Origin of the sequence: Pseudomonas sp. App30 (genome assembly GCF_047947025.1) — a bacterium.
Taxonomy (GTDB): domain Bacteria; phylum Pseudomonadota; class Gammaproteobacteria; order Pseudomonadales; family Pseudomonadaceae; genus Aquipseudomonas.
The window spans coordinates 3,724,749-3,742,875 of sequence record NZ_CP133165.1 but is presented as its reverse complement, the minus strand read 5'-3'; the positions used below and the strand labels follow the sequence as shown (position 1 = coordinate 3,742,875).

At 65.0% G+C, this 18,127-nt stretch carries 16 protein-coding genes and 1 pseudogene; 9 read left to right on the top strand and 8 right to left on the bottom strand.

Annotation, left to right across the window (positions count from 1 at the left end):
* Positions 1–110 precede the first annotated feature (110 nt).
* The 5 genes and pseudogenes from RAM80_RS17490 to RAM80_RS17470 all read right to left on the bottom strand — a co-directional run.
* The gene (locus tag RAM80_RS17490) at positions 111–2,147 is read right to left on the bottom strand and encodes a diguanylate cyclase (protein ID WP_416421741.1); all 2,037 of its coding nucleotides are present in this window, start codon (positions 2,145–2,147) and stop codon (positions 111–113) included.
* Positions 2,144–3,022 (bottom strand): endonuclease/exonuclease/phosphatase family protein, encoded by an 879-nt coding sequence (locus tag RAM80_RS17485; RefSeq protein WP_416421740.1) that lies wholly within the window; start codon positions 3,020–3,022, stop codon positions 2,144–2,146. The genes RAM80_RS17490 and RAM80_RS17485 overlap by 4 nt, the downstream gene beginning before the upstream one ends.
* Before the next feature lie 13 nt (positions 3,023–3,035).
* Entirely contained in the window at positions 3,036–3,686 is a 651-nt protein-coding gene (locus tag RAM80_RS17480; RefSeq protein WP_416421739.1) for a thiol:disulfide interchange protein DsbA/DsbL, read from the bottom strand.
* A gap of 156 nt (positions 3,687–3,842) precedes the next feature.
* Positions 3,843–4,451 (bottom strand): c-type cytochrome, encoded by a 609-nt coding sequence (locus tag RAM80_RS17475; RefSeq protein ID WP_416421738.1) that lies wholly within the window; start codon positions 4,449–4,451, stop codon positions 3,843–3,845.
* A pseudogene (locus RAM80_RS17470) lies at positions 4,451–4,594 on the bottom strand (hypothetical protein); the annotation flags it as partial. The pseudogene RAM80_RS17470 and the gene RAM80_RS17475, both read right to left, overlap by 1 nt.
* Before the next feature lie 231 nt (positions 4,595–4,825).
* Between RAM80_RS17470 and yihA the strand changes: the two are divergent.
* Positions 4,826–5,458 carry a ribosome biogenesis GTP-binding protein YihA/YsxC gene (yihA, locus tag RAM80_RS17465; RefSeq protein WP_416421737.1) on the top strand — a complete coding sequence of 211 codons (633 nt, stop codon included), beginning with the start codon at positions 4,826–4,828 and terminating at the stop codon, positions 5,456–5,458.
* A gap of 386 nt (positions 5,459–5,844) precedes the next feature.
* Here the strand turns inward: yihA and polA are convergent, their stop codons facing one another.
* Positions 5,845–8,610 (bottom strand): DNA polymerase I, encoded by a 2,766-nt coding sequence (gene polA / locus RAM80_RS17460; RefSeq protein ID WP_416421736.1) that lies wholly within the window; start codon positions 8,608–8,610, stop codon positions 5,845–5,847.
* Between the two features lie 74 nt (positions 8,611–8,684).
* Between polA and RAM80_RS17455 the strand changes: the two genes are divergently transcribed.
* Both RAM80_RS17455 and RAM80_RS17450 read left to right on the top strand, forming a co-directional pair.
* On the top strand, positions 8,685–8,975 hold the full coding sequence (locus tag RAM80_RS17455) for a DUF2782 domain-containing protein (protein WP_416421735.1): 291 nt from the start codon (positions 8,685–8,687) through the stop codon (positions 8,973–8,975).
* 57 nt (positions 8,976–9,032) lie between these two features.
* Positions 9,033–9,983, top strand: a complete 951-nt coding sequence (locus tag RAM80_RS17450) for a homoserine kinase (RefSeq protein WP_416421734.1) — start codon at positions 9,033–9,035, stop codon at positions 9,981–9,983.
* A 78-nt stretch (positions 9,984–10,061) separates the two neighbouring features.
* Here RAM80_RS17450 and RAM80_RS17445 read toward each other — a convergent pair whose 3' ends face one another.
* Positions 10,062–10,985 (bottom strand): zinc ABC transporter substrate-binding protein, encoded by a 924-nt coding sequence (locus RAM80_RS17445; protein ID WP_416421733.1) that lies wholly within the window; start codon positions 10,983–10,985, stop codon positions 10,062–10,064.
* Positions 10,986–11,051: 66 nt separating this feature from the next.
* Here RAM80_RS17445 and zur point away from each other — a divergent pair, with 66 nt between their 5' ends.
* The 4 genes from zur to RAM80_RS17425 all read left to right on the top strand — a co-directional run bounded on the left by zur (position 11,052) and on the right by RAM80_RS17425 (position 13,896).
* Entirely contained in the window at positions 11,052–11,534 is a 483-nt protein-coding gene (zur, locus tag RAM80_RS17440; RefSeq protein WP_416421732.1) for a zinc uptake transcriptional repressor Zur, read from the top strand.
* Positions 11,534–12,325, top strand: coding sequence for a zinc ABC transporter ATP-binding protein ZnuC (znuC, locus tag RAM80_RS17435; protein ID WP_416421731.1), 792 nt, complete (start codon positions 11,534–11,536; stop codon positions 12,323–12,325). Before zur ends, znuC begins: the two co-directional genes overlap by 1 nt.
* Positions 12,318–13,100: a zinc ABC transporter permease subunit ZnuB gene (gene znuB, locus RAM80_RS17430; protein WP_416421730.1), complete on the top strand. Its 783-nt coding sequence runs from the start codon at positions 12,318–12,320 to the stop codon at positions 13,098–13,100. The genes znuC and znuB overlap by 8 nt, the downstream gene beginning before the upstream one ends.
* Before the next feature lie 85 nt (positions 13,101–13,185).
* A complete protein-coding gene (locus RAM80_RS17425) occupies positions 13,186–13,896 on the top strand; it encodes a PA5502 family lipoprotein (RefSeq protein ID WP_416421729.1) in 711 nt (236 codons plus the stop codon).
* Positions 13,897–13,999: 103 nt separating this feature from the next.
* On the opposite strand, the gene katE is transcribed toward RAM80_RS17425, so the two are convergent.
* Positions 14,000–16,138 (bottom strand): catalase HPII, encoded by a 2,139-nt coding sequence (katE, locus tag RAM80_RS17420; RefSeq protein WP_416421728.1) that lies wholly within the window; start codon positions 16,136–16,138, stop codon positions 14,000–14,002.
* 258 nt (positions 16,139–16,396) lie between these two features.
* Between katE and RAM80_RS17415 the strand changes: the two genes are divergently transcribed.
* Entirely contained in the window at positions 16,397–17,404 is a 1,008-nt protein-coding gene (locus RAM80_RS17415) for a methionine ABC transporter ATP-binding protein (protein ID WP_416421727.1), read from the top strand.
* Positions 17,404–18,075: a methionine ABC transporter permease gene (locus tag RAM80_RS17410; protein ID WP_416421726.1), complete on the top strand. Its 672-nt coding sequence runs from the start codon at positions 17,404–17,406 to the stop codon at positions 18,073–18,075. Before RAM80_RS17415 ends, RAM80_RS17410 begins: the two co-directional genes overlap by 1 nt.
* The last annotated feature ends 52 nt before the right edge of the window (positions 18,076–18,127 follow it).

Genomic DNA, 18,127 nt, shown 5'->3' with positions numbered 1-18,127 from the left:
GCCTGCGGCAGCTGCTACATCCTGTGGGAGCTGGCTTGCCAGCGAGTTGTTGGGGCCTAAAAGCTCGCTGGCAAGCCAGCTCCCACAAGACAGTTGCTGCTACGGGGGCGTCAGGCGTGGAGCACGCGGTTGCGGCCAGCCGCCTTGGCGCGGTACAGGGCTTCGTCGGCGCGCTTGAGCACCAGTTCGCTGCGCTCGCCGCCACGGAAGCCGGCGAGGCCGATGGAAATGGTGATGGTCACGCGCTGGCCCTTAAAGTGGAACGGGCAGGCTTCCACCGCCGCGCGCAGGGTTTCCACCAGGCGCACGCCTTCGATCATGGAGGTGTGCGGGATCAACATGACGAACTCCTCACCACCAAAGCGTGCCATGAAGTCCATGGGCCGCAGGCGCTTGCGCAGTTCGTTGGCGATGATCTTCAGCACCTTGTCGCCGGCCAGGTGGCCGTAGCTGTCGTTGATGGACTTGAAGTGATCCAGGTCCAGCATCGCCAGCAGCAGCTCGCTGCCGTCCTCCTGGCGCAGGGCCACGGCCTGCTCCAGGCGCTCGGTCCAGGCCGCGCGGTTGGGCAGGCCGGTGAGCGGGTCGATCAGCGCCTTCTGGCGCTGCTCTTCCAGGTGCTCGCGGTAGCCCTGGGCTTCGCCTTCCATGCTGGCCACGCGTTCGGCCAGGCCTTGCAGGCGCGTGGCGATTTCCTGCTCGCGCTGGTCGCGTTGCTGCTGGTGGGCATCAATGGTGCCGATCAGGCCTTCCAGACGCTGTTCCAGGACCTGCTTGAGGCTGGCCACGTCGGTGGCGCCCTGCATGCTGGTCTGCATGCCATCGACGTGCTCGCGCAACTGGTTGTCCAGCTCGCGGGCGGCCGAGCGGCTGTCGGCATGGCCTTCGCTGGCCGCCTGCAGATGGTTCTGGAAGGTATCCAGGCGCTCGTTCAACTGCTTGAGGTACAGCTCGAAATCATGCTGGCCGCTGTCGTTGATGGCCAGCATCAGGGTGGCCAGGTCGTCGAGAATCGGCAGCAACTCGTACCAGTTCAGCCCGTGGCGCAGCCGGTCCTGCATGGCCTCGGCCTGCGGGCGATGCCGTTCCGGTAGCGTCAGGTCGTTGAGCAGCCCCAGCAGGGTTTCTTCGATGTGCGCGGCCACCGAGCTGTAGGACGGTTCTGGCGAGGGGGGCAGGGCGTACAGCAGCTCCTCGCCAGGCTCCTGGGGATCGATGGCGGCGATCGCCTCGGCCATTACCGAAGGCAGCGGCAGGCGGTCGATGAACACCGGCGGCGCGACCTCGGGGGCAGCGGCGGGCGGCTCGCTGGCGGCGGCCAGCACCGTGGGTACGAAGGGCTGCACCTGCAGGGCCGGCTGCTCGTCGACCGGCTGCGCCACTGACTCGTCGGGCTCCGGGGGCTGGGCCGGCTGCAGCAGGGGCTGTAGTTGGGGCGCGGGCTCAGGTGCAGCCACTTCAACAGGCGTCGGTGCAGGTTGCGGCGCCAGGGCTGGGGTTTCAGCTGCCGGCGCAACATCAAGCACCTCAACCGGCGGCGCCTCCACCACGGCCGGGGCGGCAGCAGCGACGGGCTGTGGCTGCACAGGCGAAGGCTCTGGCACGGCTTCCGGCTGCTCGGCGTCACGGCCACCGAACAGGCGCTGGAACAGCCCCTGGCGCTGCGAGTCGGCGGTATGCTCAATGCCCGCCAGGGCCTGGCCTTGCAGGCCACTGAGTTCACTGAGCAGCAGCGGAATCTCCCGCGCCTGGCCGGCGCGTTCCTCCAGCTGCTTGGCAAACTTCTTCAGCGGCTTGCTGACATCGCGGGGCAGCGGCAGCGTCTGCAATTGGTCGACCAGCGCGGTCAGTGCAGTGCTGATCTGGGTGACACGGGTTTCGCGGCGCTGTTCGGAATCCAGCACGGCCTTTTCCAGGCGTGGAATCAGTGCGGCCAGCCCGGCGTCCATGTCGTCGGTGCGCACCACCTCGCGCATTTCCTTCATGCACTGGTCCACGGCCTTGTCGGTACCCTCGGCAGCCAGGGTGCTGCGCACCAGGCCGCGGCGCAACAGGTCGAGCCGCGCATTCCAGCGGCGCTCCAGTTTCTCCTGCTGTTCAATACTCTTGAGGTACTTCTCTTTCCAGCGCTGGGCTTCTTCGGTCATGCCAAGGGTCTGCGAGGTGAGGGGAGAAGCGCCGGCAGCGCATCGGCCACGAGGGTGTCGGGCAAGCGGATCTCTACCGCCACGGGCAGATGATCGGAAATGGGTTGGGCCAGCACCTGCACCCGTTCAAGGGTCAGGCTGGGGCTGAGCAAAATATGATCAAGGCAACGCTTGGGCTGCCAGCTGGGAAACGTGGCTTCGGCCTGGGGCGCCAGCAGGCCCAGGTCGCGCAGGGGCGAATGCTGCAGCAGGTCGCTGGCATGGGTGTTCATGTCGCCCATGAGGATCTGGTGCTTGTAGCCGCCAATCAGTTCGCGAATGTAGGCCAGTTGCCGCGCCCGGGTACGCGTGCCCAGGGCCAGGTGCATCATGACCACCACCAGCGCCTCGTCACCCTCGCCAAAGCGCGCCAGGATGGCACCGCGGCCGGCCGGGCCGGGCAACGGGTGGTCTTCCAGGCTCGAGGGGCGCAGGCGGCTGAGAATGCCGTTGCTGTGCTGGGCCAGGCGGCCAAGGTTGCGGTTGAGTTGCTGGTACCAGTAGGGGAAGGCGCCCAGGTGGGCCAGGTATTCGACCTGGTTGACGTAACCGGAGCGAATGCTGCCGCCGTCCACCTCCTGCAGGGCCACCAGGTCGAAGTCAGCGAGCAGGCTGCCGATCTTCTGCAGGTTGTTGGTGCGGCCGGTGTGCGGCAACAGGTGTTGCCAGCTGCGCGTCAGGTAGTGGCGGTAGCGTTCGGTGCTGATGCCAACCTGGATGTTGAAACTGAGCAGGCGCAGCCGGCCATCCTCGGGGAGGCCGCTGGTGTTTACATGATGCTCGTTGACCCGCGGATCACGCAGGCCAACGACACGTTCGGTTCTCCAGCGGCGCACAGGTCACCTGAGGTTAGTTGGCAGCGCTCTTGTTGGCTGCACGTTCTTTGGCAATCAGTGCATCGGCCACTTTCAGCGTTTCTTCAGGGCCACCTGCAGTGCCAAGGTCAAAACGGTACTTGCCGTTGACGATCATGGTCGGCACGCCCTGCACACCGTAGGCCACGGCCAGGTCTTTGTACTGCTTGACCTTGCCCTGCACCGCGAACGATTTGTAGGTTTCCAGGAACTTGGCGCGATCCACGCCCTGGGTGGCGACGAAGTCGGCCATCTGCTCAGGGTCGGTCAGGCGCTTGCCTTGTTTCTGGATGGCGTCGAACACGGCCGAGTGCACCTTGTGCTCCACACCCATCATGTCGAGGGTGATGAACAGTTGGCCGTGCAGGTCCCACGGGCCGCCAAACATGGCAGGGATACGGATGAAGTGCACGTCAGCCGGCAGCTTCTCGATCCATGGGTTGATGGTTGGCTCGAAGGCGTAGCAGTGCGGGCAGCCGTACCAGAACATTTCGACCACTTCGATCTTGCCAGGCTGGGCGACCGGCACCGGGCTGGTCAGTTCCACGTATTGCTTGCCCGCTTCCAGCGGGGCATCGGCGGCTTGGGCGGTCATGCCGAACAGGCTGGCTGCGACCAGCGCGGCGCCGAGGATCAGATTACGCATGCTTTACTCCTGAGCAAAAAGGGATCGCCATGCGGCGACGGGCCGTGAGACCCGTTGCCGAAGGGTTCAGTTCGCTAGTGTAACGGCAGACTTCATGAAAAAGGGCAGCCATGGCCGCCCTTTTTAATTGTTTCATTTCAAGGCAAGACAAGCGCTTCAGTGCAGGCCCTGCACGTAGGACGCCAGGGCCTCGATGTCCTTGTTGCTGAGCTTGGCGGCGATGCTGCGCATGACCATGGTGTCACCGTCGTTGGTGCGGTTGCCCTCGCGGAAGTCAGTGAGCTGCTTGGTCACGTACTGCGCATGCTGGCCGCCCAGGTGCGGGAAGCCAGCCATGGGGTTGCCGACGCCGTTGGGCGAGTGGCAGCCGGTGCAGGCCGGCATCCCGCTATCCAGCTTGCCGCCGCGGAACAGCGCCTCGCCCTTGGCCACCAGGTTGGGGTCGGCGGCGCCGACGCTGCCGTTCTGGCTGTTGAAATAGGCGGCAAGGTCAGCCAGGTCCTGGTCGCTGAGGTTGGTCAGCAGGCCAGTCATCTCGGGCACCTGGCGCTTGCCCGACTTGATGTCGTGCAGCTGTTTGTCCAGGTAGCGCTGGCCCTGGCCGGCCAGTTTCGGGAAGTTGGGCGCCATGCTGTTGCCGTCCGGCCCGTGGCAGGCACCACAGACCGCCGCCTTGGCCTGCCCGGCAGCCGGGTCACCCGCCGCATGGGCCATGCCGGTCAGCCCTGCTGCGGTCACAAGCAGACTTACTATTATTTTTTTCATCAGCTAATCCAACTACGGCTAAGGGTGATAGATCTGTGCCGCAGGCTTGGGCCGCTCATCCAGTGGATTACGGTCTTGTAGTCTTCGGCACTGCAGTCCGTGCACAATCCACGCGGCGGCATAGCCTTGAAACCCTGTATTACATCAAAGACGCTAGCAGCAAGCCGCTGTTTCGTCCTGAAACGAGAGGTTCAGGGTTGGGGAAATTTGCGTTCTAATGCGCAACTACGACAGAGATGCCCCCAAGGTGTGTCCCCGGCAACGGGACAAAGCACACACGAAATCTACGGCATTATATACTACCGACGTCAGCGAAGCGGAAACGACCCGCCTGCCAGGGCCCTTGCCCGGCGTCGCCCCACAGCGGAAATCACATGCAAGTCAAAAACCCCATCCTCGGTCTGTGCCAACAGGCTACCTTCTCGCTCAGCGCCGCCAAGGTCGACCAGTGCCCCGACGACGAAGGCTTTGAAGTGGCCTTCGCCGGCCGCTCCAACGCCGGCAAGTCCAGCGCCCTGAACACCCTGACCCACGCCAGCCTGGCGCGCACATCCAAGACCCCGGGGCGCACGCAGCTGCTGAACTTCTTCCAGCTGGACGAGGAACGCCGCCTGGTGGACTTGCCCGGCTACGGCTACGCCAAGGTGCCAATCCCGCTCAAGCAGCACTGGCAGCGCCACCTCGAGGCGTACCTGGGCAGCCGCGAGAGCCTCAAGGGCCTGATCCTGATGATGGACATCCGCCACCCGATGACCGACTTCGACCAGCTGATGCTCGACTGGTCGGTGGCCAGCCACATGCCCATGCACATCCTGCTGACCAAGGCCGACAAGCTGACCTACGGCGCGGCCAAGAACACCTTGCTCAAGGTGCAGTCGGAAATTCGCAAGGGCTGGGGTGATGCGGTCAGCATCCAGCTGTTCTCGGCGCCCAAGCGCATGGGCCTGGAAGACGCCTACGCCGTGCTGGCGCGCTGGATGGAACTGCCGGACAAGGTCGAAGGCTGAATTCCAGGCAAAAAAAACCCCGGACTTCGTATGGGGAGGGGAAGTTCGGGGTCCAAGTTCCGGACCGCTAGGGCGGGGTCCAGATATCTGCCAACACTTAACACAACATAGGAGCATCGAACGGCTTCACCAGCCATTCAGGTACTCTGAGTCGGGTTTGACAGGTTTAGTTCCCGGGGCGCTCAAAACTTATTGTCCTAAGCGGGTGCGTGCTTAGACGCGGCCTTCGGCCGCTGCTACGTTGTTGTGGGAGCTGGCTTGCCAGCGAGCTGTTGAGGCCCTACAAACTCGCTGGCAAGCCAGCTCCCACAAAGACAGTTGCTGCTACGTAGGTCGGCGCATCGCCCCGTAGCAGCGGCCAAAGGCCGCGTCCGAACGCACCGCTATCAGTGCGCCTCGTCCCAGTTATTGCCCACACCCACTTCCACCAGCAACGGCACATCCAGTTCGGCGGCACCGCTCATGTGCGGGCGGATCTGCTCGCTGACCTGCTCGACCAGGTCTTCGCGCACTTCCAGCACCAGTTCGTCGTGTACCTGCAGGATCACCCGGGCGTCCAGGCCCGACTCGCCCAGCCAGCCATCCACGGCCACCATGGCGCGCTTGATGATGTCCGCCGCCGTGCCCTGCATTGGCGCGTTGATGGCGGTACGCTCGGCGCCCTTGCGCAGGGCCGGGTTCTTGGCGTTGATGTCGGCCAGGTACAGGCGGCGGCCAAACAGGGTTTCCACGTAGCCTTGCTCGGCGGCCTGGGTGCGCGTGCGCTCCATGTAGGCCAGCACGCCGGGGTAGCGGGCGAAGTAGCGGTCGATGTATTCCTTGGCCTGCTTGTTGTCGACGCCAATCTGCTTGGCCAGGCCGAAGGCGCTCATGCCGTAGATCAGGCCGAAGTTGATGGCCTTGGCGCTGCGGCGCTGGTCGATGGTGACCTGCTCCAGCGCCACGCCAAACACTTCCGCAGCCGTGGCACGGTGCACGTCGAGGTTGTTCTGGAAGGCGTGCAGCAGGCCTTCGTCCTTGGCCAGGTGGGCCATGATGCGCAGTTCGATCTGCGAATAGTCCGCCGCCAGCAGCTTGTAGCCCGCCGGCGCCACGAAGGCTTGGCGGATGCGCCGGCCTTCGGCGGTGCGGATAGGGATGTTCTGCAGGTTCGGGTCGCTGGACGACAGGCGGCCGGTGGCGGCCACCGCCTGGTGGTAGGAGGTGTGGATACGCCCGGTGCGCGGGTTGATCTGCTCCGGCAGGCGGTCGGTGTAGGTGCTCTTGAGCTTGCTCAGCGAGCGGTACTGCATCAGCACCTTGGGCAGCGGGAAGTCCTGCTCGGCCAACTCCGCCAGCACCGCCTCGGCGGTGGACGCCTGGCCCTTGGCGGTCTTGTTGAGCACCGGCATGCCCAGCTTGTCGTAGAGAATCACGCCCAGCTGTTTTGGCGAACCGAGGTTGAACTCCTCACCGGCGATCTCGTAGGCCTGGCGCTCCAGCTCGGCCAGCTTCCCGCCCAGCTCGCCGCTCTGCACGCCCAGCAGCGCAGCATCGACCAGCGCGCCCTGGCGCTCGATCTTGGCCAGCACCGGCACCAGCGGCATCTCGATGTTATCCACCACGTTGATCAGGCTTGGCGCCGCGGCCAGCTTGGCCTGGAACAGCTGGTGCAGGCGCAGGGTCACGTCGGCGTCTTCCGCCGCATAGGGGCCGGCCTGTTCCAGGGGAATCTGGTCGAAGGTCAGCTGCTTGGCGCCCTTGCCGGCGATCTGCTCGAAGGTGATGGTGGTGTGGCCCAGGTACTTGGCCGCCAGGCTGTCCATGTCATGGCGGGTAGCGGTGGAGTCCAGCACGTAGGATTCGAGCATGGTGTCGAACTTCACGCCCTGCACGCTGATGCCCTGGGCCGGGTCGCCGCCGATGGCGCAGTTGGCCAGGATGTTCATGTCGTACTTGGCGTTCTGGCCGACCTTGGCCTTGGCCGGGTCCTCCAGCAGCGGCTTGAGCGCGCGCAGCACGGTGTCGCGGTCCAGCTGCTCGGGAGCGCCCATGTAGGAATGGGTCAGCGGGATGTAGGCCGCTTCGTGAGGCTGCACGGCGAACGACAGGCCTACCAGCTGCGCCTTCTGGGCGTCCAGGCCAGTGGTCTCGGTGTCGAAGGCGAACAGCTCGGCCTGGTTCAGTTTTTCCAACCACGCATCGAAACGCGCCTGGTCGAGGATGGTTTCGTAGCGGGTTTCCACCGCAGCCACCGGGGCGGCCTCGGCCACCACTTCCTGGCCGGCGCGCTTGGCGTCGCGCTGCACCTCATCGATCCAGCTCTTGAATTCCAGCTCGGTGTACAGCTCCACCAGGGCCTCGCGGTCCGGCTCGCCGCACACCAGGGCTTCCACTTCCACGTCGAGCGCGACGTCGATCTTGATGGTGGCCAGCTGATAGGACAGGAACGCCATGTCCTTGTGCTCTTCAAGCTTGGCCGGCAGGTTCTTCGCGCCGCGAATCGGCAGGGCAGGGACCTTGTCGAGGTTCTCGTAAAGCTCCTTCAGGCCGCCACCGATACCCACCAGCAGGCCCACGGCCGTTTTCTCGCCCACACCGGGAACGCCGGGGATGTTGTCGACTTTGTCGCCCATCAGGGCGAGATAGTCGATAATGTGCTCCGGCCCCACGCCGAATTTTTCCTTCACGCCTTCGATGTCCATGACGCTGCCGGTCATGGTGTTGACCAGGGTCACGTGGCCATCCACCAGCTGGGCCATGTCCTTGTCGCCGGTGGAGATGATCACCGGGCGGTCGGCGGCGGCGCTGCTGCGGGCCAGGGTGCCGATGACGTCGTCGGCCTCCACGTTGTCCACGCACAGCAGCGGGTAGCCCAGGGCGCGCACGCTGGCGTGCAGCGGCTCGACCTGCACGCGCAGGTCGTCGGGCATGCTCGGGCGGTTGGCCTTGTAGTCGGCGAACATTTCATCGCGGAACGTGCCGCCCTTGGCGTCGAACACCACGGCGAACGGGCTGTCGGGGTACTGCTTGCGCAGGCTCTTGAGCATGTTCAGCACGCCCTTGACCGCGCCGGTCGGCATTCCCTTGGAGGTGGTCAGTGGTGGCAGCGCATGGAACGCCCGATACAGGTAGGAAGAACCGTCCACCAGGACGAGGGGAGCTTTGCTCATGAGCAGAATCAACCTTTTCGGCGGGTCCGGCGCTAGAATGTCCGGAACATTGACGACAAAGGGACAAGGTTATCATGCGAACCGCTAAACGCTTGTTGCTGGCCAGTCTGTTGATCGCCTGTCCGATGGCCGTGATGGCCGCGGATGAAGGTGTAACGGCTGATCCGGATGTCACCATTCGCCAGGAAGGCGACAAAACAGTCCAGGAATACCGGCAGAATGGCTTCCTGTACGCGATCAAGATCACCCCGAAACACGGCAAGCCGTACTTTCTGGTTCGCGCCGACGGTACCGATGCCAACTACATCCGGTCTGATCAGCCGGACATGCTGATTCCGGCATGGAAGATCTTCGAATGGAAATGACTCAACCTTAACTTCAACCGGGCACCCCGACGGGGTGCCAGTATGGGCAAATTTTTCATGTCAGTGTTTACACCCCTGTCGCGGCCTGAGCTTGAAACCTTTCTCGCACCTTACGGCCTGGGCCGTCTTCGCGACTTCCAGGGCATTGCCGCCGGTACCGAGAACAGCAATTTCTTCATCAGCCTGGAACAGGGCGAGTACGTCCTGACCCTGGTGGAACGCGGCCCGGTGCAGGACCTGCCGTACTTCGTGGAACTGCTGGACGTGCTGCACGAGGCCAACCTGCCGGTGCCGTACGCGCTGCGCACTACCGACGGCGTGGCCCTGCGCGAACTGGCCGGCAAGCCGGCGCTGCTGCAACCGCGCCTGCCGGGCAAGCACATCAAGGAACCCAACAGCCAGCACTGCGTGCAGATGGGCGAGCTGATCAGCCACATCCACCTGGCCACCCGCGACCACGTGCTCGAGCGCAAGACCGACCGTGGCCTGGACTGGATGCTGGAAGAGGGCGAGCGCCAGATCAGCCAGCTGGGTAGCGAGGCCGCTGCCCTGCTGCGCAGCGCGCTGGAAGAGATCAAGGCGCACAAGGCGCAGATCCTGGCCCTGCCACGCGCCAACCTGCACGCCGACCTGTTCCGCGACAACGCCATGTTCGAGGGCACCCACCTGACGGGCGTGATCGACTTCTACAACGCCTGCTCCGGGCCGATGCTGTACGACCTGGCCATCAGCCTGAACGACTGGTGCTCGGACGCCGCCGGCGCGCTGGACGCGCCGCGTGCGCGGGCGATGCTGGGGGCTTATGCGGCGCTGCGGCCGTTCACGGCGGCGGAGGCCGAGCTGTGGCCGGTGATGCTGCGCGTGGCCTGCGTGCGCTTCTGGCTGTCGCGCCTGGTGGCGGCGCAGGCGTTCGCGGGGATGGATGTGTTGATCCACGACCCGGCGGAGTTCGAACACCGCCTGGCGTTGCGCCAGCAGGTCAGCGTGGCGCTGCCGTTCGCGTTGTAACCCAACCGTGTGGGAGCTGGCTTGCCAGCGAGCTTTTCAGGCCCTCAAAAGCTCGCTGGCAAGCCAGCTCCCACACACTCAGAGCTGCTCCAGGCAACCCGCCAAATCGTTGCCCAGCTTCTCCATCAACTGCTCATAGCCCTGCGACGACGCCTCGGCAAAACCACCCAGGCCATCCAGCTCCGCCAGGCGCACCGGCAACCCTGCCGTCAGCGTCTCGGCCAGGCGCGGCCGTGCCGGCGGCTCGCTGAACACACACGACTTGCCCACTTCCTGCAACCGCGCACGCATGGCGGCCACGTGCTGGGCGCCCGGCTGCACTTCGGCGGCCACGCTGAACACGCCGGTGTGCTTGACCCCGAACTCATCCTCGAAGTAGTCGAAGCCCTCGTGGAACACGAAGAACGGCTTGCCGGCCACGCCGGCCAGGCGCGACTTCAGGCGGCCATCCAGCGCGTCCAGGCGGCCGTCGAAGGCCTTGAGGTTGCCGGCGTAGCGCGCGGCGTTAGCCGGGTCGGCCTTGCTCAGGTCGGCGGCCATGCGCGCGGCAATCACCCGGGCATTGAAGGTCGACAGCCACAGGTGCGAGTCCAGGCTGCCGGGGCGGTGGTCGTGGTCATGCTCGTCCGGGTCGGCTTCCTCGTGGGACTGGCTGTCCGCGGTGAAGTGGCGCAGTTTCAGGCCGGCCATGTCCTGGATGGTCACCGTAGGCTTGCCACGGGTAGCCACCACGCGCGGCAGGAAGCCTTCCATGTCCGGGCCGATCCAGTACAGCAGGTCGGCATCGGCCACCCGGCGCACGTCCGAGGGGCGCAGGGCGTAGTGGTGCGGCGAGGCGCCCGGCGGCAGCAGCACTTCAGGCGTGCCCAGGCCGTCCTGCACGGCGGCGGCAATCAGCTGCAGGGGCTTGATGCTGGTGAGCACGCGAACCTCGGCCTGGGCGGGCACGGTCACGACAGCGGCAAGGCAGAAACCGACAAAAAGAGTAAAAATGCGGGACACAATGACCACTCAACTGGGCGAGAACAGGTAATATAATAACGTCTCTTGCTGATATCGTCGCCGCTCATGCCCAATACTCCGCTGGCCAACCGCCCCCACGACCACTCCCACTGCGTGCACAGCGCCCTGTCGGAAGCCGATGCCCTGTGCGCACGCATGGGCCTGCGCCTGACCGCCCTGCGCCGCCGGGTGCTGGAGCTGGTGTGGCAGAGCCACAAGCCGCTGGGCGCCTACGATATCCTCGCCGTGCTGAGCGACCAGGACGGCCGCCGCGCGGCGCCGCCCACCGTGTACCGCGCGCTGGATTTCCTCCTGGAAAACGGCCTGGTACACCGCATCGCCTCGCTCAACGCCTTCATCGGCTGCAACCACCCCGAGCACGCGCACCAGGGCCAGTTCCTGATCTGCCGCGTGTGCCACGTGGCGCTGGAGCTTGAACAACCCGCCATCAGCCAGGCCATCATCAAGAGCGCCGCCGACGTGGGCTTCAAGGTCGAAGGCCAAACCGTGGAAGTGGTCGGTCTCTGCTCGGCCTGCCAGGCCGCCTGATGAACAATGCCCTGATCCGCCTGGAACAGGTGGCGGTCACGTTCGCCGGCCAGAACGTGCTGGATAACATCCAGCTGAGCGTGCGCAGCGGCGAAATCGTCACCCTGATCGGCCCCAACGGCGCCGGCAAGACCACCCTGGTGCGTGCCGTGCTCGGCCTGCTGAAGCCAGACAGCGGCGTGGTGTGGCGCAAACCCAAGCTGCGCATCGGCTACATGCCGCAAAAACTCCACGTCGACCCGACGCTGCCGCTGTCGGTGCTGCGCTTCCTGCGCCTGGTGCCCGGCGTGGACCGCAAGCGCGCCCTGGCGGCGCTGGCCGAAGTGGGCGCCGAACAGGTCATCGACAGCCCGGTGCAGAACATTTCCGGCGGCGAGATGCAGCGCGTGCTGCTGGCCCGCGCCCTGCTGCGCGAGCCCCAGTTGCTGGTGCTGGACGAGCCGGTGCAGGGCGTCGACGTGGCCGGCCAGGCCGAGCTGTACAGCCTGATCACCCGCCTGCGCGACCGCCATGGCTGCGGCGTGCTGATGGTGTCCCACGACCTGCACCTGGTGATGAGCACCACCGACCAGGTAGTGTGCCTGAACCGCCATGTGTGCTGCTCCGGCCACCCCGAGCAGGTCAGCGGCGACCCGGCTTTCGTCGAGCTGTTCGGCGACCACGCGCCCAGCCTGGCGGTGTATCACCACCATCACGACCACGCCCACGACCTGCACGGCGAAGTGGTGGCCGGCGAAGGCGACCCCGTTCAAACCCCTCATGTACATGGAGACGGCTGCAAGCATGGCTGATTTTCTGCTCTACGCCTTGCTGGCCGGCTTGTCCCTGGCAGTCGTCGCCGGCCCCCTGGGCTCGTTCGTGGTGTGGCGGCGCATGGCCTATTTCGGCGACACGCTGTCCCACGCCGCCCTGCTGGGCGTGGCCATGGGCTTCCTGCTGGACGTCAGCCCGGCGCTGGCGGTAACTGTGGGCTGCCTGCTGCTGGCGATCCTGCTGGTGACCCTGCAGCAGCGCCAGCCGCTGGCCTCCGACACGCTATTGGGCATCCTGGCGCCCAGCACCCTGTCCCTGGGCCTGGTGGTGCTGAGCTTCATGCACGACGTGCGCATCGACCTGATGAGCTACCTGTTCGGCGACCTGCTGGCCATCAGCCCCACCGATCTTGCCTGGATCCTGGGCGGCAGCGCCGCGGTCATGGTGCTGGTCTTGGCGCTGTGGCGGCCGCTGCTGGCGGTTACCGTGCACGAGGAACTGGCCAAGGTCGAAGGCCTGCCGGTGGCCGGCCTGCGCATGACGTTGATGCTGCTGATTGCCATCGTCATTGCCGTGGCGATGAAAATCGTCGGCGTGCTGCTGATCACCTCGTTGCTGATCATCCCGGCCGCCGCGGCACAACGTCACGCTCGCTCGCCGGAACAGATGGCCCTGGGCGCCAGTATCCTGGGCGTCATCGCCGTGTGCGGGGGCCTGGCGATGTCGTGGTTCAAGGACACGCCGGCCGGTCCGTCCATCGTCGTTTGCGCCGCTACACTGTTCCTATTGAGCTTCGCATTGCCCCGTCGTTGACGCCTCTGTGGGATTTCACAGGTTTTCGTGCCTTCAGACAGGGTGTAGACTTGGCCGCTTTTTGCGCAATTAGAGAGTCGCAGGAATGAAGCCGTTCGCCTCCCGTTATCTGCTCCTTGCCGCATTTTCGCTCATCTTGGGCGCTTGCCAGAGCCACACGCCAGACGCTGCCGCCCCGGTGCCAGCGACGGATGCGTTTTTGCAGCTGCAACAGAACATCGACAGCGGCGAGTTGGCCACCGCCGAGGACCAACTGGGCGCGCTGCAAAAGCAGAGCCCGGACGACCCGCGCCTGGAGCCTTACCAGCGCCAGTTGGCCGAGGCCTACCTGCAGCGCAGCCAGATCGTGCTGCAGAAGGGTGACGTCAACGCCGCCGCCACCGCCCTGGCCCGCGCCCGCGCGCTGATGCCCAAGGCCCCGGCCCTGACCGGCGGCGCCAACGGCCCAATCCGCCAGGCGCGCAAGGCGGAGCTGGAGAAAGCCGAGGCCGCCCTGGAGGCAGCCGAAGCCAAACCTGCGGCCAAGGTCATCGACCCCACGGCGCAGAGCACCCCGGTGGCGCTGAACATCACCGAAAGCCGCGCGCTGCAGCGCCAGCTGGATGACATTGCCACTGACGTGGTGAATTACCAGTGTGACGTGTTGGTGGTGGTGCCACGCACCCAGGACTGGCCGTGGTTGCAGACGCTGATCAAGAAGCGCGTGACCCGACTGGCGCCGAACCTTGAGTGGAAGCTGGACCACAAGGTGGTGCGCAACCAGGCGGCGCAGATGGTCCTCACGCCTAGAAAATAACCCGTAGCCGCAAATAATTTGTGGGAGCTGGCTTGCCAGCGAGCTTTAGGCCTCAACAACTCGCTGGCAAGCCAGCTCCCACATTATTGCAGCTGCTACAGGGTCAGGCAGGAACTGCCTTGGCTTTTGGCTCGCGGTCCCAGACGCGGTGCTTGGCAATGGCGGCAATGAACGCCTTGTGCGCCTTGGCGTCATCCCCCACCAGCAACCCGGCATCCTCATCCAGCTTCAGCGCATCGATAATAGCCTTGGCCTCGCTGTTCACGCCGATCGCCTTCAGGTGCTTGTAGGCCTCCAGCAGGAAATGCAGGGCCACGCCGTCGCCGCTCAGCGCCTGCACCGAAGCCTTGCCGCCCGGCACCCACACCGCATCGAACGCCACCGACGGCAGGCCTTCGGCCGAAGCATCCACCGGCAAGGCCTTGCCATCGGCGGTCGTCACCGGTGCCGAAGTCGGGCCCAGCACCTTGGCGTGGGCACCTTCGGCTTCCAGCGCTTTCTTCACCGCCGCCACCTGCGCGCCATCGACGCCATTGGCCACCAGCACGGCCACCTTGCGGCCCTTGATATCGCCCGCCAGCAGGTTCAGCTGGCTCAACGCCGGTGAGGCTTTGAGCGACAGCTCGGGGACCTGCACCGTGCCGGCCTTGGGCGCCGGCAGGCCTAGGTTGGCAGCCACGCGGGCGGCCAGGTCGAGGTCGATGTTGGCGAGAATCTCGTTTACTTCGCGGGCGCGGATGTACTCACGCTCCACCTTGCCCAGCTCGAAACTGTAGGCAGCGATCACGTGCTCCTGCTCAGGCTTGCCCAGGCTATGGAAGAACAGCCGCGCCTGGGAAAAGTGGTCGGCGAACGACTCGCTGCGCTGGCGCACCTTGTGCGCTTCGATGCGCTCGGGGTAGCTCTCGAAGCCGCCGTCCTGGGCCGCCGGTGGGGTTTCCCGCGGCCAGCCGCCGTCAATGGAGTTGGGCTCGTAGGAGGCGCGCCCCTTGTCGATGGTCACCCGGTGCTGCGCATCACGCTGGCTGCTGTGGTTCGGCGCCACCGGACGGTTGATCGGTATTTCGTGGAAGTTCGGCCCGCCCAGGCGGCTGATCTGCGTGTCGGTGTAGGAAAACAGCCGGCCCTGCAGCAGCGGGTCGTTGGAGAAGTCGATGCCCGGCACGATGTGGCCGGGGCAGAAGGCTACCTGCTCGGTCTCGGCGAAATAGTTGTCCGGGTTGCGGTTGAGCACCATCTTGCCCAGCGGCGTCACCGGCACCAGCTCTTCGGGGATGATCTTGGTGGGGTCGAGCAGGTCGAAGTCGAACTTGTGCTCGTCTTCTTCGGCAACGATCTGCACGCCGAACTCCCACTCGGGGTAGTCGCCCATCTCGATGGCTTCCCACAGGTCACGGCGGTGGAAGTCGGTGTCCTTGCCCGCCAGCTTCTGCGCCTCGTCCCATACCAGCGAACACACGCCGGCCTTGGGCTTCCAGTGGAACTTGACGAAGCTGGCCTTGCCCTCGGCGTTGATCAACCGGAAGGTATGAATGCCGAAGCCTTCCATGGTGCGTAGGCTTTTCGGAATGGCGCGGTCGGACATGGTCCAGATCACCATGTGCGCCGACTCCGGCACCAGCGAGACGAAGTCCCAGAAGGTGTCGTGGGCGGAGCCGCCGGTGGGGATCTCGTTGTGCGGCTCGGGTTTCACCGCGTGCACGAAATCCGGGAACTTGATCGCGTCTTGAATGAAGAACACGGGCATGTTGTTGCCAACCAGGTCGAAATTGCCTTCATCGGTGTAGAACTTGACGGCAAAGCCACGCACGTCACGCACCGTGTCGCCCGAACCGCGAGGGCCCTGCACGGTGGAAAAGCGCACGAACACCGGGGTAATTTTCGCCGGGTCCTGCAGGAAGCCGGCCTTGGTCAACTCGGCATGGTTGCCATAGCTCTGGAAATAGCCATGGGCGCCAGTACCGCGGGCGTGGACGATGCGCTCGGGAATGCGTTCGTGGTCAAAATGCGTGATTTTCTCGCGCATGATGAAGTCTTCCAGCAGCGACGGGCCGCGGGCGCCGGCTTTCAGGGTGTTCTGGTTGTCGCTGACCTTGACCCCCTGGTTGGTGCGCAGGGCCTGCCCGGTGGCGTCGGAGCGGAAGGTTTCCAGGCTGTCGAGCTTGGCGTTGGTGTTGGCGCGGTCCGGGGTGTCGGTACCGGCTGCCTCGCTTTTACCGGAACGGGGTGGGTTCTTTTTCATCTGTCCTAAACTCCTCATCGGCAGCCGCCCTTTGCGGGCGATCCATAGGCGAAAAACCCTGTCACGGGCAGGGATGACCTAGTTAGTGACTGGCCCGTTTTGCCGCCGTTCCTTTTATTTCGCCTGCCTTCCATCGTCTTATCGCCAAATGAAAGGATGTTCAGGAAATAAATGCTAAGTCTCTCTAAACGGACAGGCTAAAATGCGCGACCGGCGAAAACGCTGTCCCCATTCCATGCGCCCCACAAGGTTCGCTACGTGATCGAGTTTCAAAATGTCCACAAGACCTACCGCGTCAACGGTAGGGAAATCCCCGCCCTGCACCCGACCAACCTGAGCGTCGAAAACGGGCAGGTATTCGGCCTGATCGGCCATTCCGGTGCCGGCAAAAGTACCCTGCTGCGCCTGATCAACCGCCTGGAGGCGCCAAGCGGCGGCCGGATCATCGTCGACGGTGAAGACGTCACCGCGTTCGATGCCAACAGCCTGCGCCGCTTCCGCCAGCAGGTCGGGATGATCTTCCAGCACTTCAACCTGCTGGCCTCCAAGACCGTCGCCGACAACGTGGCGCTGCCACTGCGCCTGGCGGGCGAGCTGCCGGCCAGCGAGATCAACAAGCGCGTTGCCGCGCTGCTGGAGCGCGTCGGCCTGTCCGACCACGCCAAGAAGTACCCGGCGCAGCTGTCCGGCGGCCAGAAGCAGCGCGTGGGCATTGCCCGCGCGCTGTCCACCAACCCCAAGGTGCTGCTGTGCGACGAGGCCACCAGTGCCCTCGACCCGCAAACCACGGCGTCGGTGCTGCAACTGCTGGCGGAGATCAACCGCGAGCTGAAGCTGACCATCGTGCTGATCACCCACGAGATGGACGTGATCCGCCGCGTCTGCGACCAGGTGGCCGTGATGGACGCCGGCGTCATCGTCGAGCAAGGCCCGGTGGCCAAGGTGTTCCTACACCCGCAGCACCCGACCACCAAGCGCTTCGTGCAGGAAGACGAGCAGATCGACGAGAACGAGCAGCGCGACACCTTCGCCCACGTGCCAGGCCGCATCGTGCGCCTGACCTTCCAGGGCGAATCCACCTACGCGCCGCTGCTGGGTACCGTGGCCCGTGAGACAGGCGTGGACTACAGCATCCTCGCCGGCCGCATCGACCGCATCAAAGACACGCCCTACGGGCAGCTGACCCTGGCCATCACCGGTGGCGACATGGACGCTGCCTTCGCCCGCTTCACCTCTGCAGACGTTCATATGGAGGTGCTGCGCTAATGGACTTCCTCAACTACTTCGCCAACGTCGACTGGTCCGAGATTCTCGACGCCACCAACGACACCATGGTCATGCTCGGCGCCTCGCTGGTGTTCACCGTGCTGCTGGGCCTGCCCCTGGGCGTGCTGCTGTTCATCTGCGGCCCGCGCCAACTGTTCGAGAACAAGGGCATCTACGCGCTGCTGGCATTCTGCGTGAACGTGCTGCGCTCGCTGCCGTTCATCATCCTGCTGATCGTGCTGATCCCGGTCACCGTGCTGATCACCGGTACCTCGCTGGGCGTCGCCGGCGCGATTCCGCCGCTGGTCATCGGCACCACGCCGTTCTTCGCGCGCCTGGTGGAAACCGCCCTGCGTGAGGTGGACCGCGGCATCATCGAGGCCACCCAGTCCATGGGTGCCACCCCGCGCCAGATCATCATGAACGCGCTGCTGCCCGAGGCCCTGCCGGGTATCATCGCGGCAACGACGGTTACAGCGATTACACTGGTTTCCTACACTGCCATGGCCGGCGTGGTCGGTGCCGGCGGCCTGGGCGACCTGGCCATCCGCTTCGGCTACCAGCGTTTCCAGACTGACGTGATGATTGTCACCGTGGTCATCCTGGTGGTGCTGGTCCAGGTACTGCAGACCATCGGCGACAAGCTGGTGGTGCACTTCTCCCGTAAATGAATCATGTGCCGCGGCCCTGCCGCGGCGCCGAGGGCCCAGGCCTTCGCAAGGA

Coding starts and splice junctions, on each gene's coding strand:
- RAM80_RS17490 (WP_416421741.1), bottom strand. CDS start 2,147: ATGACCGAAGAAGCCCAGCGCTGGAAAGAGAAGTACCTCAAGAGTATT.
- RAM80_RS17480 (WP_416421739.1), bottom strand. CDS start 3,686: ATGCGTAATCTGATCCTCGGCGCCGCGCTGGTCGCAGCCAGCCTGTTC.
- RAM80_RS17475 (WP_416421738.1), bottom strand. CDS start 4,451: ATGAAAAAAATAATAGTAAGTCTGCTTGTGACCGCAGCAGGGCTGACC.
- yihA (WP_416421737.1), top strand. CDS start 4,826: ATGCAAGTCAAAAACCCCATCCTCGGTCTGTGCCAACAGGCTACCTTC.
- polA (WP_416421736.1), bottom strand. CDS start 8,610: ATGAGCAAAGCTCCCCTCGTCCTGGTGGACGGTTCTTCCTACCTGTAT.
- RAM80_RS17455 (WP_416421735.1), top strand. CDS start 8,685: ATGCGAACCGCTAAACGCTTGTTGCTGGCCAGTCTGTTGATCGCCTGT.
- RAM80_RS17450 (WP_416421734.1), top strand. CDS start 9,033: ATGTCAGTGTTTACACCCCTGTCGCGGCCTGAGCTTGAAACCTTTCTC.
- zur (WP_416421732.1), top strand. CDS start 11,052: ATGCCCAATACTCCGCTGGCCAACCGCCCCCACGACCACTCCCACTGC.
- znuC (WP_416421731.1), top strand. CDS start 11,534: ATGAACAATGCCCTGATCCGCCTGGAACAGGTGGCGGTCACGTTCGCC.
- znuB (WP_416421730.1), top strand. CDS start 12,318: ATGGCTGATTTTCTGCTCTACGCCTTGCTGGCCGGCTTGTCCCTGGCA.
- RAM80_RS17425 (WP_416421729.1), top strand. CDS start 13,186: ATGAAGCCGTTCGCCTCCCGTTATCTGCTCCTTGCCGCATTTTCGCTC.
- katE (WP_416421728.1), bottom strand. CDS start 16,138: ATGAAAAAGAACCCACCCCGTTCCGGTAAAAGCGAGGCAGCCGGTACC.
- RAM80_RS17410 (WP_416421726.1), top strand. CDS start 17,404: ATGGACTTCCTCAACTACTTCGCCAACGTCGACTGGTCCGAGATTCTC.